General features: G+C 66.1%; 15 protein-coding genes. 7 read left to right on the top strand and 8 right to left on the bottom strand.

Annotated elements, in window-relative coordinates; genetic code table 11:
- The first annotated feature begins 82 nt into the window (after window positions 1–82).
- A complete protein-coding gene (locus XI02_RS44075; RefSeq protein WP_244980889.1) occupies window positions 83–523 on the top strand; it encodes a hypothetical protein in 441 nt (146 codons plus the stop codon).
- Between the two features lie 142 nt (window positions 524–665).
- Complete coding sequence (locus tag XI02_RS44070) at window positions 666–1136, top strand: MarR family winged helix-turn-helix transcriptional regulator (protein ID WP_172646363.1); 471 nt, start codon at window positions 666–668, stop codon at window positions 1134–1136.
- Window positions 1137–1170: 34 nt separating this feature from the next.
- On the opposite strand, the gene prfA is transcribed toward XI02_RS44070, so the two are convergent.
- From prfA to XI02_RS44055, 3 genes are all read right to left on the bottom strand, one after another.
- Window positions 1171–2250 (bottom strand): peptide chain release factor 1, encoded by a 1080-nt coding sequence (prfA, locus tag XI02_RS44065; protein WP_018269196.1) that lies wholly within the window; start codon window positions 2248–2250, stop codon window positions 1171–1173.
- Between the two features lie 57 nt (window positions 2251–2307).
- A complete protein-coding gene (gene ptsP / locus XI02_RS44060; RefSeq protein WP_172646364.1) occupies window positions 2308–4575 on the bottom strand; it encodes a phosphoenolpyruvate--protein phosphotransferase in 2268 nt (755 codons plus the stop codon).
- 434 nt (window positions 4576–5009) lie between these two features.
- Window positions 5010–6266 carry an aspartate kinase gene (locus XI02_RS44055; protein WP_016843304.1) on the bottom strand — a complete coding sequence of 419 codons (1257 nt, stop codon included), beginning with the start codon at window positions 6264–6266 and terminating at the stop codon, window positions 5010–5012.
- Between the two features lie 210 nt (window positions 6267–6476).
- Here XI02_RS44055 and XI02_RS44050 point away from each other — a divergent pair, with 210 nt between their 5' ends.
- The 4 genes from XI02_RS44050 (at window position 6477) to XI02_RS44035 (ending at window position 10434) form a co-directional block, all read left to right on the top strand.
- On the top strand, window positions 6477–6944 hold the full coding sequence (locus tag XI02_RS44050; RefSeq protein WP_016843303.1) for a PH domain-containing protein: 468 nt from the start codon (window positions 6477–6479) through the stop codon (window positions 6942–6944).
- A 14-nt stretch (window positions 6945–6958) separates the two neighbouring features.
- On the top strand, window positions 6959–7729 hold the full coding sequence (ubiG, locus tag XI02_RS44045; protein ID WP_172646365.1) for a bifunctional 2-polyprenyl-6-hydroxyphenol methylase/3-demethylubiquinol 3-O-methyltransferase UbiG: 771 nt from the start codon (window positions 6959–6961) through the stop codon (window positions 7727–7729).
- A gap of 385 nt (window positions 7730–8114) precedes the next feature.
- Window positions 8115–9404: an IS4 family transposase gene (locus XI02_RS44040; protein WP_172646366.1), complete on the top strand. Its 1290-nt coding sequence runs from the start codon at window positions 8115–8117 to the stop codon at window positions 9402–9404.
- Window positions 9405–9534: 130 nt separating this feature from the next.
- Window positions 9535–10434, top strand: a complete 900-nt coding sequence (locus tag XI02_RS44035) for a DMT family transporter (RefSeq protein WP_172646367.1) — start codon at window positions 9535–9537, stop codon at window positions 10432–10434.
- Here XI02_RS44035 and XI02_RS44030 read toward each other — a convergent pair whose 3' ends face one another.
- From XI02_RS44030 to XI02_RS44010, 5 genes are all read right to left on the bottom strand, one after another.
- Window positions 10435–10875 (bottom strand): EamA family transporter, encoded by a 441-nt coding sequence (locus XI02_RS44030; RefSeq protein WP_172646368.1) that lies wholly within the window; start codon window positions 10873–10875, stop codon window positions 10435–10437. It abuts the gene before it with no gap.
- A gap of 112 nt (window positions 10876–10987) precedes the next feature.
- Complete coding sequence (locus XI02_RS44025; RefSeq protein ID WP_016847390.1) at window positions 10988–11458, bottom strand: DUF1178 family protein; 471 nt, start codon at window positions 11456–11458, stop codon at window positions 10988–10990.
- Window positions 11455–12333: a carbon-nitrogen hydrolase family protein gene (locus XI02_RS44020; protein WP_018269195.1), complete on the bottom strand. Its 879-nt coding sequence runs from the start codon at window positions 12331–12333 to the stop codon at window positions 11455–11457. The genes XI02_RS44025 and XI02_RS44020 overlap by 4 nt, the downstream gene beginning before the upstream one ends.
- Complete coding sequence (gene grxC / locus XI02_RS44015) at window positions 12333–12605, bottom strand: glutaredoxin 3 (protein WP_016847395.1); 273 nt, start codon at window positions 12603–12605, stop codon at window positions 12333–12335. Before grxC ends, XI02_RS44020 begins: the two co-directional genes overlap by 1 nt.
- 29 nt (window positions 12606–12634) lie before the next feature.
- Window positions 12635–13444 carry a ComF family protein gene (locus tag XI02_RS44010; protein ID WP_172648998.1) on the bottom strand — a complete coding sequence of 270 codons (810 nt, stop codon included), beginning with the start codon at window positions 13442–13444 and terminating at the stop codon, window positions 12635–12637.
- Window positions 13445–13520: 76 nt separating this feature from the next.
- On the opposite strand from XI02_RS44010, the gene XI02_RS44005 reads away from it, so the two are divergent.
- A complete protein-coding gene (locus XI02_RS44005; protein ID WP_172646369.1) occupies window positions 13521–14363 on the top strand; it encodes a methyltransferase domain-containing protein in 843 nt (280 codons plus the stop codon).
- Window positions 14364–14705 lie beyond the last annotated feature (342 nt).

The raw sequence follows: 14705 nt of genomic DNA, 5'->3' as shown, positions 1-14705 counted from the left end.
CCGACCGGGTGCGGGTCCTGTAAGTGAGGGAGCGATGATCCAGGAGCCTTCAAGTCGCACCGGAAATGCCGGAGAGCACGCAGTGACCGAGCACGGTGGCGCCGAGCAATCGGGCAGTCTGAGCATCCGCGCGGTCAACGTTCTGAAGGAACTGGCGGTCGAGCTGCTCGACGAAGTGCCGCCGAAGGTGGGCTGGACGCCGCCGGACGAACTGCTGCGCCTGCTCACCGCGCGCCATCTCGCGACCGCGCGAAACTGCGGACGGCAAACCATGCGCGAGATCATCGCCTGGGCCGAGACGCGCGGAATAACGATCCCGTCTCCACATCACACCGGCAAGTCGTTGTCGGAGGTCTGGGGCGATCTGGTCGCGCGCGCCTCGGCCGGGCATCTGACCAAGAGCGAGATCACCGAAGCGCTGGAGAAATCCATTCGCCGCAGGAGCCCGCGGATTCCGGTCGCCTTCCAGATCGTGCTGCTGAAGATATTGAGCTCGACCTACGATCACTGGCCGCAGCCCTGAGCTTGCGCGCCTCCGCTCGACCGTCAAATCGTTGAAAACATGGGTGGAAGGGCGGCCGGTAGTATGGTGCGTCCGGCGTTGGCTTGATAGCGTTGCACAGCGTCTGCCGTCCGGCGGAGCGAGCCAGCAGCAGGACGATCGAATGCCGCAACCAAAGCAACGACGAGCGCCGGCCGGCGCAACGAAACGCAAGGCGGCCGCCGCGACGGTGGACTACCGGGCGCTCGCGCAGTTTCGCTACGAGTTGCGGAGGTTTCTCGCATTCAGCGAGGAGGGCGCCCGGAAGGTCGGAATGACGCCGCGGCAGCATCAGGCGCTGCTCGGCATCAAGGGTTTCGTCGATCCCGGTCCGCCGACCGTCGGCGACATCGCCCGGTTTCTGCTGATACGGCATCACTCCGCCGTCGAGCTGATGAACCGCATGGCAAAGCTCGGGCTGGTCAGTCGCCTTGCCGATCCCGACGACGCGCGTCGGGTTCAGCTCAGGCTGACGGCAAAGGGCGAGCAGAAGCTCCAGGCGGTCTCGAAGAAGAACATCGAGGAGCTGCGCCGCGTCGCGAGCCCGGCGTTGCGCCGCTTGCTGAAGTCCTCGCCGACTTCCGGAGAGGACTGAGCGTAGCATCCGCCGGCGCAAGCGGCGGCGCGTGTCAGGCCGCGGCGCCCTGCGCGGCGAGCTGTGCCGCCTGGTGCTCGGTGGTCAGCGCGTCGATCAATTCGCCGAGCGCTTCGCCCGCGATCACCTGCGGCAGCTTGTAGAGCGTCAGGTTGATGCGGTGGTCGGTGACTCGCCCTTGCGGGAAATTATAGGTGCGGATGCGCTCGGAGCGGTCGCCGGAGCCGACCTTCTCCTTGCGGTCGGCGGAGCGCGCCGCCTCGACGCGCTGGCGCTCGGCATCGTAGATGCGCGAGCGCAGGATGTTCATCGCCGACGCCCGGTTCTTGTGCTGCGAGCGGCTGTCCTGCATCATCACCACGATGCCGGTCGGCAGATGGGTGATGCGGATCGCCGATTCGGTCTTGTTGACGTGCTGGCCGCCGGCGCCGCCGGCGCGCATGGTTTCGATCCTCAAGTCGGTGTCCTTGATATCGACGTCGACGTCCTCGACCTCGGGCAGCACGGCGACCGTGGCGGCCGAGGTGTGGATGCGGCCCTGCGTCTCGGTGTCGGGCACGCGCTGCACGCGGTGCACGCCGGATTCGAATTTCAGCTTGGCGAACGCGCCGCGTCCCTGCACCTCGGCGATGATTTCCTTGTAGCCGCCGACGGTGCCTTCGCTCGCCGAGATCACCTCGACCTTCCAGCCCTGCAAGGATGCGAAGCGCTCATACATCCGGAACAGGTCGCCGGCGAACAGCGAGGCCTCGTCGCCGCCGGTGCCGGCGCGGATTTCCAGCATCACGTTGCGGTCGTCCATCGCGTCCTTCGGCAACAGCGCGATCCGGATCTGCTGCTCCAGCTCGCCGAGCCGCGCCTGCAGCGTTTCCAGCTCGGCTTCCGCCATGCTGCGCATTTCGGCGTCGGTCCCGGCATCCGCCAGCATCGCCTCGGTGTCGGCGAGCTCGCTACGCGCAGAACGATAGAGCTTCACCGCGTCGATCAGCGGGTTGAGCTCGGCGAGCTCGCGCGTGATCTGCACATAGCGCTCGGACTTGACCTCGCCGAGCAGCTCGGCCTCGAGCGAGGCGTGATGAGCGAGCAGGACGTCGAGTTTGGCTTCGGGTAGCATGGCGGTATCTCGAATTGCGGAAGGTACGGAAGGGCGGCAGCGGCGACGGCAGCGTCGCTACAAGGCCAGCCCCTCGGTTTCCGCAAACTTCGTCAGCGCCTCGCGGATCGAGACGCTGCCGACCGGCGCGTCCAGCAGCGGATTGATCATCGCCTCGGCCTTCTTGGCGTCGAGGTCGAGGATCAACGCCTTGACCGGCCCGTGCGCGGTTGCCGACAATGAAAGCGAACGGTAGCCGATTGCGATCAGCGCCAGCGCGCCGATCGGCTTCGACGCCATCTCGCCGCACAGCGAGGCGGCCTTCTTCGCCGCCTTGGCCTTGCGCACGATGTCGCGCAGCGCGCGCAGGATCGGCGCCGACAAAATGTCGAAGCGTTCGGAGACCTTGGCATTGCCGCGGTCGACCGCGAACAGGAACTGGAACAGGTCGTTGGAGCCGACCGAGACGAAGTCGACCTTCTTCAAGAGCTCGTCGAGCTGGTAGAGCAGCGCCGGCACCTCGACCATGGTGCCGATATCGATCCGCTCGGGCAGCGAATGGCCGTGCTGGCGCAGATAGGTCAGCTCGCGCTCGACGATCGCCTTGGCCTGGTCGAACTCGGCGATGTCGGAGATCATCGGGAACATGATCTTCAACGCGCGGCCGCCGCCGGCGCGCAGCAGCGCGCGGATCTGGCCGCGCAACAGGCCGGGGCGGTCGAGACCGAGCCGGATCGCGCGCCAGCCGAGCGCGGGATTTTCCTCGATCACGGTCTCCATATAGGGCAGCGCCTTGTCGCCGCCGATGTCGAGCGTGCGGAAGGTGACGGGCTTGGAGCCCGCGGCGTCGAGCACGGTGCGGTACAGCGCGAGCTGGTCGCTCGAGCGCGGCAGGTTCGGGCTCACCATGAACTGCAATTCGGTGCGGAACAGGCCGATGCCGGCGCTGCCGGTGTCGTCGATATGGGGCAGGTCGATGGTCAGGCCGGCATTGATCAATAGCTCGATCGGCTGGCCGTCCTTGGTCACGCAGGCCTTGTCGCGCAGCGCCGAATATTGCGCCTGCCGGCGCGCCCGGAACCGGACGCGCTCGGCATAGGCGGATTCGATCTCGGCGGAGGGGCGGACATAGATCTCGCCGGAAATGCCGTCGACGATGATGGCATCGCCCGGATCGGCGATGCCGGGCGCGTTCGGCACCTCGCCGACCGCGGGAATGCCGAGCGCGCGCGCCACGATCGAGACGTGGGAATTCGCGGTGCCTTCCTCCAGCACCAGCCCGCGCAGCCGCTTGCGGTCATAGTCGAGCAGCGCCGCGGGGCCCATCGCGCGGGCGATCAGGATGGCATTGTCGGGCAATTGCTCGCGCGACGGCGCATGGTCCTGGCCGACCAGCTGCCGCATCAGGCGATGGCCGAGATCCTCGAGGTCGTGCAGGCGGTCGCGCAGATAGGGATCGGTCGAGCGCAGCATGCGCGCGCGGGTGTCGGACTGCACGCGCTCGACGGCCGCTTCCGCGGTGAGGCCGGTGGCGACCGCCTCATGCAGCTTGTGCGACCAGCCCTGGTCGTTGGCGAACATGCGGTAGGCTTCCAGCACCTCGCGGTGCTCGCCGCCGTCGGCGACATCGCCGCGCTCCAGCATGCGATCGAGATCGGCGCGCAGATTGGCGAGCGCGGTGTCGAGCCGCTTGATCTCCTTCGGCAGATCCTCGGCGATATAGTTGGTGATGACGACGCGCGGCTCGTGCAGCACGACATGGCCGAGCGCGATGCCGTCGGAGAGCACCGCGCCGGTCTTGTGCAGCGAGTGCCGCGCGGCGGGCTCGGCGCCGGGCTGCGCCAGCGCGGCAAGCTCGCCGGAGGCGATCATCTCCGCCAGCACCATGGCGGTGGTCTGCAGCGCCTCGACCTCTTCCTCGACATAGGTGCGTTTGGCGCGGTTCTGCACCACGAGCACGCCGAGCGTGTTGCCGGCGCGCAGGATCGGCACGCCGAGGAACGAGTGGTAGGCCTCTTCGCCGGTCTCCGGGCGATAGGCGAAGGCCGGATGGCTTTGCGCGTCGGACAGATTGAGCGGCGTCGCCTCGCTGGCGACGAGGCCGACCAAGCCCTCATGCGCGCTCATCACGGTGCGGTGAACGGCGTCTCGGTTCAGACCTTCGGTGGCGTAGAGCTCGAGGGTGTTGTCGATGCGCAGCACGTAGCAGGAGCAGACCTCGGCCACCATGTTGGCCGCGATCAGCACCACGATCTTGTCGAGCCGCTCCTGGGCGGAGACTTGCTCCGCCATGGTCTCGCGAAGCCGTCTCAACAGGATGCGGGGGCCTCCCGACGCGCTCCGCATGTGTTTCAGTCCCTCCCCACGAAGCCAGCACACCGGTGCGGCCGGCCGCTGGCGCAAAACTCGTCAAAAACAACAATTTTAGTCATTCGGTGTCGCCGCTCGCCAGTTCCCGCCGATTCGCAATCACCGAAACTGTGCCACAGTTTGCGACAGCCTACCTGACTGGCCGTATAGCCAATCGAGGCTTGCTTTGCCAAGCAAAACGCCTGCCAGTAGCAAATAACGTCTGCGTCAGCCCAATGCTGCGCCCGCTAAGAGAAATTCTAACTCCGGGGCGGGAGCGAGCAGGGCGGCTTCTTACCTCTCCCGGAGGGAGAGGTCGGCGCGAAGCGCCGGGTGAGGGGATCAGGTCTCGATGGACCGGAAGCCCCTCACCCGGATTTCTCGCTGCTCGAAATCCGACCTCTCCCTCCGGGAGAGGTGAAAGGCAGGACCTACGCCTGGTCCAGGCCGTACAGCGTGTGCAGCGTGCGGACCGCGAGCTCGGTGTAGGCGGCGTCGATCAGGACCGAGAACTTGATCTCGGAGGTGGTGATGGCGCGGATGTTGATGTTGCGGTCGGCCAGCGCCTTGAACGCCTTGGCCGCGACGCCGGCATGGCTGCGCATGCCGCTGCCGATCACCGAGACCTTGGCGACGTCGGTCGCGGTGTCGAGGCGGGCGTAGCCGATCTTGGCCTTGGCGGCGGTAATCGTGTCCTTGGCGCGGTTATAGTCGCCGGCCGGAACGGTGAAGGTGAGGTCGGTGGTCTTGCCGTCCTCGGACACGTTCTGCACGATCATGTCGACATTGATATTGGCATCCGCGAGCGGCCCGAAGATCGCGGCGGCGACGCCGGGCTTGTCCTCGATCTGGCGCACGGAAATCTGGGCTTCGTCCTTGGAGAAGGCGATGCCGGTGACGACGTGCATTTCCATGATTTCCTCCTCGCTGCAGATCAGCGTGCCCGGCGGCTGGTTGGCGTGCGGGTCGATATCCTCTGGCTTGTCGAAGCTGGAGCGCACGAAGATCGGCATGTTGTGCACCATGCCGAGTTCCACCGAGCGAACCTGCAGCACCTTGGCGCCCTGCGAGGCCAGTTCCAGCATGTCCTCGAACGCGATCTTGTCGAGCCGGCGCGCCTTCGGCACCACGCGGGGGTCGGTGGTGTAGACGCCGTCGACGTCGGTGTAGATGTCGCAGCGGTCGGCGCGCAGCGCGGCCGCGATCGCCACCGCCGAGGTGTCCGAGCCGCCGCGGCCGAGCGTGGTGATGCGGCCGCTGTCGGGATTGATGCCCTGGAAGCCGGCGATCACGGCGACTTCCTTGCGCTCCTTGAAGCGGGTGATGATCTCGGTGCCGTCGATATCGAGGATGCGCGCCGAAGCGTGCGCGTCCGAGGTCTTGATCGGGATCTGCCAGCCCTGCCAGGAGCGCGCCTGGATGCCGATGCCCTGCAGCACGATCGCGAGCAGGCCCGAGGTGACCTGTTCGCCGGAGGCGACCACCGCGTCATATTCGCGCGCGTCGTGCATCGGCGAGGCGTCGGTGCACCAGGCCACCAGCTCATTGGTCTTGCCGGACATCGCGGAGACGACGACGGCGACCTCGTGGCCCGCGTCGACCTCGCGCTTCACATGCTGCGCGACGTTGCGGATACGATCGATATTGGCGACGGATGTACCGCCGAATTTCATCACGAGGCGGCCCATGACGACGCGTCTATTCCTTTAAGAGGATAAGTAGGTTAACCCACGCCGAAAACCGCAAGCGCGGGGACCGAAACGCGCGTATACATAGCGCCGCGCCCGGGGGCAAGCCGGTAGGTAGGGGGCCCTCGCGTGTCTTTTTGGGGTGTTTTGACCGGCTGCGGGCGGGTTGTGGCGCACGGGTAACACGAGGGCAACTCGAAGGCGGATTGGATGGGACGTTATATCGACGAGATCCTGCAGCCTGGCGAGAAGGTGCTGTATTCCACCAATGCGCACTGGATGTTCTATTTGCCGGCGATCGGGGCCTGGATCGTGGTGCTGGCGCTCTTGATCCTGTCGCGGATGACGACGGTTGACGGCCTCGTGATGGCTTGCCTGGCGGCCGCTGCCGTGGTCGCGGTCGCGGCGCTGTACTGGACCGCCGCGGCCTGGTTCCACCGCTGGACCACCGAAACCGACGTCACCAATTTCCGCGTGGTGCACAAGAGCGGCTTCATCAAGCGGCGCACCTTCGAGATGAGCCTCGACAAGGTCGAGAGCGTCGACGTCAACCAGAGCATCATGGGACGCCTGCTCAACTATGGCGACGTCACCATCCGCGGCGTCGGCGAGGGCATCGAGACCATCAGGACCATCGCCGCGCCGCTGTCGTTCCGCAATTCGATCACCGCGCGATAGGGGCGCGCGCAATCATGGCTACGCAAACAACTGTTTCCAGTTCCTCCGCCAACGCCTCCGCCAGCTCGGTCGATCCGGCCGAGGTCGCGAAATTCTCGAAACTGTCCGATGAATGGTGGGATCCGCGCGGCAAGATGGCGCCGCTGCACAAGATCAACCCGCTGCGCCTGACCTATATCCGCGACGCCGCCTGCCGCAAGTTCGAGCGTAACGCCAAGAGCCTGAGCTGCCTGTCCGGTCTGCGCCTGCTCGACATCGGCTGCGGCGCGGGCCTGTTGTGCGAGCCGTTCACGCGGTTAGGGGCCCAGGTGATCGGGATCGATCCCTCCGCCACCAACATCGCTGCCGCGAAGCTGCACGCCGACAAGGGCCACCTGTCGATCGACTACCGCTGCACCACCGTGGAGGAGATGGACGCCCGCGAGCGCTTCGACATCGTGCTGGCGATGGAGGTGGTCGAGCACGTCAACGACGTCGGCGCCTTCATCAAGCGCTGCGCGGTCATGCTCAAGCCCGGCGGGCTGATGGTGGTCTCGACGTTGAACCGCAACTGGAAGAGTTTTGCGCTGGCGATCGTCGGCGCCGAATACGTGCTGCGCTGGCTGCCGCGCGGGACCCATGAATGGAGCAAGTTCGTCACCCCCGCCGAGCTCGAGCGCTACCTCGGCGACGTCAACCTCACCGTCACCGAACAGGCCGGCGTGGTCTACAACCCGCTCGCCGACAAATGGACCGTGTCGACCGACATGGACGTGAACTACATGGTGGTGGCGGAGGAGGCGTGAGGCGATCTGCAGCGGCATAACCGGTGTCGTCCCTGCGAAAGCAGGGACCCATAGCCACCGGCCAATGTTGTTGACTGCGATCTTGGTTCAGGACCTGCTTCGGAATCTGATCAACACCATTCGACTCATCTTCCGTTCAACCACCGTGCCCCAGACCGCTCCGTGTGGTTATGGGTCCCTGCTTCCGCACTAGGGCATGCACGTATTTGGTGCGGCGGATTGACTCGGGATGGAGACAGGGGATTCCAGAATCGGCGATCCGTGTGATTTCTATTGCGACGCTCCAGGTTGGACGGGGGTGTCGGGTGTTGTTACGAATTGACTGGACGTTAGGACGGTTCGGGGATCGTCGTCTCGATAAAGGGGGGCGGCGCTCGTCGAACGCATGGTTGCGGGCAAGACGGTCTGCCTGCGGCGGCTTTCCAGGGGTGATCGTGCGCTGGAGGTGCGGTTCAACCGCTTTCTCGGCCACGACAAGGTGACGGCGGAGCGGATCATCGAAAGCTGGGGCGACAGCACGGTTGCCGCGGTAGAGGGCCGCCATGTGCTGGCGATCCAGGACACCAGCGAGATCCACTTCAACACCACGCCGCAACGCCGGCGCGGGCTCGGCGAAATCGGCAAGGGCAATAACCACGGCGTGCTGCTGCATCCGCTGCTGGCCGTGGATGCCGACGATGGCAGCTGTCTTGGACTTTTGAGTGGGCAGGTATGGACGCGCCAGGGGCGTCGCACCACGACGCATGACGCACGTGACTTGTCTGACAAGGAATCGCAACGCTGGATATCCACCGCCATTGCGGCCAAGCCGCTGCTCACCGCTGCCGGAACGGTGACGGTCCTCGGTGATCGCGAGAGCGATATCTTTGCCCTTTATGCCAGCTCGGCCGAGCAGCACTTCCATGTCATCGCGCGCAGCATGCATGATCGCAAGCTTGCCGACCGCACCGGCCTGTATGAGGCCACCGACGCCATGCCTGTGGTGGATCGGAGGGCGATCCAACTGCCTGCGCGCGCGGCGCGACCGGCACGTCAGGCCCATCTCGAACTCCGCTTTGGCGCAATCGAGCTTGCCCGCCCGCAGAGCAAGTTCCTGCGCCATTTGCCGAAAAGCTTGCCGCTGGCGGTGGTCGACGTGTGCGAGATCAATGCCGGGCCCGGCGCAGAGCCGCTGCACTGGCGTCTGATCACCTCTCACGAGATCGCCACCGTCGACGACGCCTGGCGTATCGTCGAATGGTACAAGCAGCGCTGGATCATCGAGCAGTTCTTCCGCGTCCTGAAGACGCAAGGCCTCAAGCTCGAAGACAGCCAGATCGGAACCGCCGATCGTCTCCTCAAACTGGTCACTATCGCCGCCAAGGCAGCCGTCATCACCATCCAGCTTCTGCAAGCGCGCGATGGCGGTCAGCAGCCCATTCGCGTTGCCTTCAACGACAACGAGATCAACGCGCTTGCCGCCCTCAACCGGCAACTCGAGGCCAGGAGCAAGCGACTGAAAAACCCACATCCGCCCGACAGCCTCACCTGGGCAGCCTGGATCATCGGCCGCCTTGGCGGTTGGGACGGCTACCCGTCGTCTAAACCTCCAGGCCCCATCATCTTCAAAAATGGCCTCGAATACTTCCTGGCCGTCGCAGCAGGATGGAGCCTCAGAGATATGTGCATGCCCTAGTGCTTCCGCAGGGACGACAGCGAGATTGTGGACGCGGTGCAGGCCTGTCATGCACCGCTTAGGTTGACCACATGCGTTACGCCGGGCACGCTGGGCGTGTACTCCCGCCGGCATGCTTTCCTCATCCCCCATGTTCACGATCGCCTCGCTCTGGATTCCATTCACCATTGTCGCCGCGTTCGGGCAGGTGGCGCGCAATGCGATGCAGCGGCATCTGACCGGGCCGCTCGGGACCTGGGGCGCGACCAATATCCGCTTCCTGTTCGGCCTGCCGTTCTCGGTGCTGTTCTTCGCGCTGGCGGTGCTGCTGACCGGCGATCGCGTGCCGTGGCCGGCGGCCGCGTTCTGGCCGTGGCTGGTGACCGGCGCGCTCAGCCAGATCGTCGGCACCGGCTTCATGCTGCTGGCGATGAACGACCGCTCCTTCGTGGTGACCACGGCCTATATGAAGACCGAGGCGATCCAGACTGCGATCTTCGGCTTCATCTTCCTCGGCGACCATCTCACGACGACCAAGGTGATCGCGATCGTGATCGCCACCATCGGCGTCGTCGTCACCGCGCTGCGGCCCGGCGGGCAAAAGAGCTTTGCCGACCTGCGCCCGACCGTGCTCGGCCTCGGCGCCGCCGCGGTGTTCGCGATCTCGGCGGTGAGCTTTCGCGGCGCGATCATCGCGGTGCCCTCGGTCTCGTTTGTCACGGCGGCCTCCTACACGCTGATGTGGGGCCTCCTCGTGCAGACGCTGATTCTGTCGGTCTATCTGTTGCTGCGCGCGCCCGACGTGCTGAGGTCGATCCTCAAGCTGTGGCGGCCCTCGATGTTCGCGGGCTTCATGGGCGCGTTCTCATCGCAATTCTGGTTCCTGGCGTTCGCGCTCACCGCTGCCGCCAATGTGCGCACGCTGGCGCTGATCGAGGTGCTGTTCGCGCAGGGCGTGGCGTATTTCTCGCTCAAGCAGCCGTTCTCGCTGCGCGAGGTGTTCGGCATCGTCCTGATCGTGATCGGCGTCGCGCTCTTGATCGCCGCGTAATTAACCTTTCACCGCGATCAACACCGCGCCCGCCGAGATCAGCGCGATCCCGAGCCAGCCATAGGCCGAGGGGCGCTCGCCGAGGAAGACCGCGCCGAACAGCGCTACCAGCACCACGCTGAGCTTGTCGATCGGCGCGACCAGCGTCGCGGGTCCAAGCTTGAGCGCGCGGAAATAGCAGATCCATGACGCGCCGGTGCCGAGCCCGGACAGCAGCAGGAACAGCCAGCTCCTGCCCGAGATCGGCCCGGACTGGGTGAACTGCCCGGTCGCGAACAGGATGGCCGACAGCGTGATCAGCACGACCACGGTGCGGATCAGGGTGGCGAGATCGGAGTTGATGCCCTCGACGCCGACTTTGGCGAAGATCGCGGTCAGCGCGGCGAACACGGCGGAAAGAAACGCCCAGACCTGCCAGGAGGAGAATGAGTCGGGGGTCATGCTTCCTCGTGGCCGTCATTCCGGGGCGGTGCGCAGCACCGAACCCGGAATCTCGAGGTTGTTGCGCGAGATTCCGGGTTCACGCTTCGCGTGCCCCGGAATGACGCTGCGCTCAATTCCGGTCTTCCGGCAGCGTCGGCAGCGGCGAGACCTCGACGCCTTCGTCGATCAGCGCCCGGGCCTCTTCGGGCGAGGCTTCGCCATAGATCGGCCGATGCTCGATATCGCCGTAATGCATCTTGCGCGCTTCGTTCGGGAAGCGGTCGCCGACATTGTCGGCGTTCTTCACGATATGGTCGCGCAGCTCCTTGAGCTTGCTGCGCAGCTCGCGCTCCTGCGCCATCATCAGCGACGTCGATTCATTGCCAGCCGCTTCGACGGGCGCGGCCGGCGCCGGCCGGGCCGGCTCGCGGCCCTTCTTGCTGACGACCTGCGGCGCCATGATCGCGCGCTCGATCTTGCTCGAGCCGCAGGACGGGCAATCGATCAGGTGGCGCCGCTCCTGCGATTCATAGGCCGAGGAGCTCTGGAACCAGCTCTCGAACTGGTGGCCGCGCTCGCAGCGCAGCGTGTAGCGGATCATGCCGAACCCCGGACGAGGTGCAGATGCTCCGGGCCGGCCTTGGGGTCGGCAATGCCGAAACGCCTGCCATGCTGCAGCGAAGGAATGGTCTTGCGCGCGGTCTCGACCTTGGCGGGATCGATCTCGGCCAGATACACGCCTGGCTCGGTGCCGCTGCCTTCGGCGAGGATTTCGCCCCAGGGGTCGATGATCAGCGAATGGCCGAAGGTCTCGCGCTTGTTCTCATGCAGGCCGGCCTGCGCTGCTGCGAACACGAAACAGCCGGTCTCGATGGCGCGGGCGCGCAGCAGCGTGTGCCAATGCGCCTCGCCGGTCTTGCGGGTGAAGGCGGACGGCACGGTGAGGAACGACGCACCGGCTTCGGCCAGCGCGCGGTACAGCGCCGGGAAGCGCACGTCGTAGCAGATCGTCAGTCCGATCCGGCCCCAGGGCAGGTCGGAGATCACGGCGGTCTCGCCGGGCTGATAATTGGCCGATTCGCGATAGCTTTCGCCGCCCGGCAGATCGATATCGAACATATGGATCTTGTCGTAGCTCGCGAGCAGATTGCCCTCGGGCCCGATCAGGAACGAACGGTTGACCGCCTTCTCCGGCGAGTAGCGCAGCGCCAGCGAGCCGATATGCAGGTGGATCTTCAGCTCGGCGGCCAGCGCGCGGTACGCCTTCAGCGACGTATCGTCCTCTTCGCTCGCCAGATGCTCGAACAGCGCCTTGCGGTTCAGCTGCATCATGTTGCTGACCTCGGGGGTCAGCACGTACTTGGCGCCCTGCGCCGCCGCCTCGCGGATCAGCCGCGTGCCCTGCTCGAGGCTCGGCTCCGGCAGCAATCCGGTGCGCATCTGCACCATGGCGGCGGTGAAAATGTTCTCCGTCATCAGGCACCGCCTCCGTTGCTGAGCAGGCCGTCGAGCTTGCCCTCGCGGTCGAGCGCGTAGAGTTCGTCGCAGCCGCCGACATGGGTCTTGCCGATGAAGATCTGCGGGAAGGTCGAGCCGGTACCGGCGCGACCGTACATCTCGTCGCGATAGGCCGGGTTGCTGGCGACGCTGAATTCGGTGAACGCGGCGTTCTTGCGCGTCAAAAGCGATTTGGCCGCGGTGCAATAACCGCAGCCCGGGCGGGTGTAGATTTCAATGGCAGCGGTCATGGTGCGCTCGGTTGAACCAGAATGTCAGATTATATGGGAGCGCGGTGGGTATCGACAACCCGGGCAAACACCAGCACGTCGACCTGCGCGGCTTTGGCGCGGAGCAGCGCCCGCGCGCAGGCATCCACTGTCGCGCCCGAGGTCAGGACGTCGTCGATCAGGATCACGCGGCGGCCCTGGACGTCAGCCTTGCGCTCATCGGCGACCCCGAATGCGCCCTGGACATTGCTGGCGCGGTCCTTGCGTGACAGCCCGATCTGCTGCTCGGTGGCGCGGATGCGCCGCAGCGCTTCGGCAGCCATTTTGACGCCGCTCTGCCGCGCGATCACCTTGGCGAGCGCCCCGGACTGGTTGTAGCGCCGGCTCCAGCCGCGCCGCCAGTGCAGAGGAACCGGAACCAGCAGATCGGCCTCGCGGAGCAATTCCTTCCCCGCCCGCGCCATCCAGCGACCCATTGTCGGCGCCAGATCGGTGCGATCCTGGTATTTCAATGCGTGCACCAGCGTGCGCGCGACATCGTCATAGCGCACCGCGGCGCGGGCGCGCTGGTAGGCCGGCGGATTGGCGATCGCCTCCATCGACAGCAACTCGGGCCCGGGATCGTAGACGAAGGGAATGCCGAGCCGCGGGCAGAACGGCGGCGCGATGAACGACAATCTGGCCCAGCAGGCCGCGCACACCCCCTCGCCATCGACCGGTTCGCGGCACGAAACGCATAGCGTCGGCAGCGCGATATCGAGCGCCAGCCGCGCCGTGCTCAGCCACGCGCCCCCGACCGCGCCAAGCGCGCGCTGAAAGTGTCCGGTAATGGAGCGTGTCGGTGATGCCTCGGCGTCCATGGCGGCGAGGCTAGCGTTTGAACAACGCGGGCTCAAGGCGCATTGCCTGCGGCGGCGGTCCGGCGTAACCAGCGGCATGGCAACGCCCCCGCCCTCAGCCCCCGTCCTGTTCGATCGCGCCTTGCTCGGCGCGCGGCTGGCGCGCGCGCGGCGCGAGGGGGCGGCGACGTTCCTGCTCGAGCGTGCCAGCGAAGACATGGCGGACCGCTTGCTGGCGGTGTCGCGCAGCTTTTCGGCGGCGGCCGATGTCTGGACGCCGGGTGACGGGCTCGCGGACGCCCTGCGCGGGCGTGTCGCCGCGGTCGATGCGATCGGTTTCAGCGAGGCGGAAGCGCTCGGTCTGCCGCCGGAGTCGCTCGATCTTGTCGTCTCCGCGCTCGCCTTCCAGTTCGCCAACGACCTGCCGGGCGTGCTGGCGCAGATCCGCCGGGGGCTGAAGCCGGACGGGCTATTGCTCGCGGCGATGCTCGGCGGCGATACGCTGACCGAGCTGCGGCAGAGCTTTGCCGCGGCGGAGGCCGAGTGCGAGGGCGGGGCCTCGCCGCGCGTCGTGCCGTTCGCCGATCTGCGCGACATCGGCGCGCTGTTGCAGCGCGCGGGATTCGCGCTGCCGGTGACTGACGTCGACCGCGTCGTGGTGCGCTACGCCAGCGCGTTCGCGCTGATGGCCGATCTCAGGCGGATGGGCGCGACCAATGTGCTGCGTGAGCGACGTCACACCTTAACCCGTCGCGCCACCATGCTGCGGATGGCGCAAATCTACGGCGAACGCTTCGCCGATCCAGATGGCCGCATCCGCGCCACCTTCGACATCGTCTGGCTCTCCGGCTGGGCGCCGCATGAAAGCCAGCCGAAGCCGCTCAAGCCCGGCTCGGCGAAGGCGAGTTTGGAGGCGGCGGTGAAGCAGGTGAAGCGCTGAGCTGTTAGGGGCGCACGATGCGACGGCTCCCTCTCCCCTTGCGGGAGAGGGTTGGGGAGAGGGGTAGCCCCGGGCGAGATACCATTGTGATCATCGCTTTCTCAATTCTGCGCCCGTCTTCGAGATGCATGCTGAGAGCGTCCGCCGTGTGGCACCCCTCTCCCCGACCCTCCCCCGCAAGGGGGGAGGGAGCCCATCTAGCGTGCGTCCCTTACGGTCGGCCCGCTTATAGGCGCCACGAAATCACAGCAAACGCGGTAGCAGCGGGGGCTGCTGCCGTTGCTCACCTTTCTCCGGATCGCAGTTGTCCATGCGAGCCAACTTCTCTCACGAGGCCGCCGA

Origin of the sequence: Bradyrhizobium sp. CCBAU 21365 (assembly GCF_015291305.1) — a bacterium.
Classification (GTDB): Bacteria; Pseudomonadota; Alphaproteobacteria; order Rhizobiales; family Xanthobacteraceae; genus Bradyrhizobium; species Bradyrhizobium elkanii.
Note: the sequence above shows the minus strand (reverse complement) of the source record. Positions and strands in the feature narration are given on the sequence as shown.

What these genes read in the sequence shown, in the direction of transcription:
- grxC (WP_016847395.1), bottom strand. Translation starts at nt 12,605, where the DNA reads ATGACCGCTGCCATTGAAATCTACACCCGCCCGGGCTGCGGTTATTGC.
- ptsP (WP_172646364.1), bottom strand. Translation starts at nt 4,575, where the DNA reads ATGCGGAGCGCGTCGGGAGGCCCCCGCATCCTGTTGAGACGGCTTCGC.
- XI02_RS44050 (WP_016843303.1), top strand. Translation starts at nt 6,477, where the DNA reads ATGGGACGTTATATCGACGAGATCCTGCAGCCTGGCGAGAAGGTGCTG.
- XI02_RS44020 (WP_018269195.1), bottom strand. Translation starts at nt 12,333, where the DNA reads ATGACGGAGAACATTTTCACCGCCGCCATGGTGCAGATGCGCACCGGA.
- XI02_RS44055 (WP_016843304.1), bottom strand. Translation starts at nt 6,266, where the DNA reads ATGGGCCGCCTCGTGATGAAATTCGGCGGTACATCCGTCGCCAATATC.
- XI02_RS44030 (WP_172646368.1), bottom strand. Translation starts at nt 10,875, where the DNA reads ATGACCCCCGACTCATTCTCCTCCTGGCAGGTCTGGGCGTTTCTTTCC.
- XI02_RS44005 (WP_172646369.1), top strand. Translation starts at nt 13,521, where the DNA reads ATGGCAACGCCCCCGCCCTCAGCCCCCGTCCTGTTCGATCGCGCCTTG.
- XI02_RS44070 (WP_172646363.1), top strand. Translation starts at nt 666, where the DNA reads ATGCCGCAACCAAAGCAACGACGAGCGCCGGCCGGCGCAACGAAACGC.
- prfA (WP_018269196.1), bottom strand. Translation starts at nt 2,250, where the DNA reads ATGCTACCCGAAGCCAAACTCGACGTCCTGCTCGCTCATCACGCCTCG.
- XI02_RS44010 (WP_172648998.1), bottom strand. Translation starts at nt 13,444, where the DNA reads ATGGACGCCGAGGCATCACCGACACGCTCCATTACCGGACACTTTCAG.
- XI02_RS44035 (WP_172646367.1), top strand. Translation starts at nt 9,535, where the DNA reads ATGTTCACGATCGCCTCGCTCTGGATTCCATTCACCATTGTCGCCGCG.
- ubiG (WP_172646365.1), top strand. Translation starts at nt 6,959, where the DNA reads ATGGCTACGCAAACAACTGTTTCCAGTTCCTCCGCCAACGCCTCCGCC.
- XI02_RS44025 (WP_016847390.1), bottom strand. Translation starts at nt 11,458, where the DNA reads ATGATCCGCTACACGCTGCGCTGCGAGCGCGGCCACCAGTTCGAGAGC.
- XI02_RS44040 (WP_172646366.1), top strand. Translation starts at nt 8,115, where the DNA reads ATGGTTGCGGGCAAGACGGTCTGCCTGCGGCGGCTTTCCAGGGGTGAT.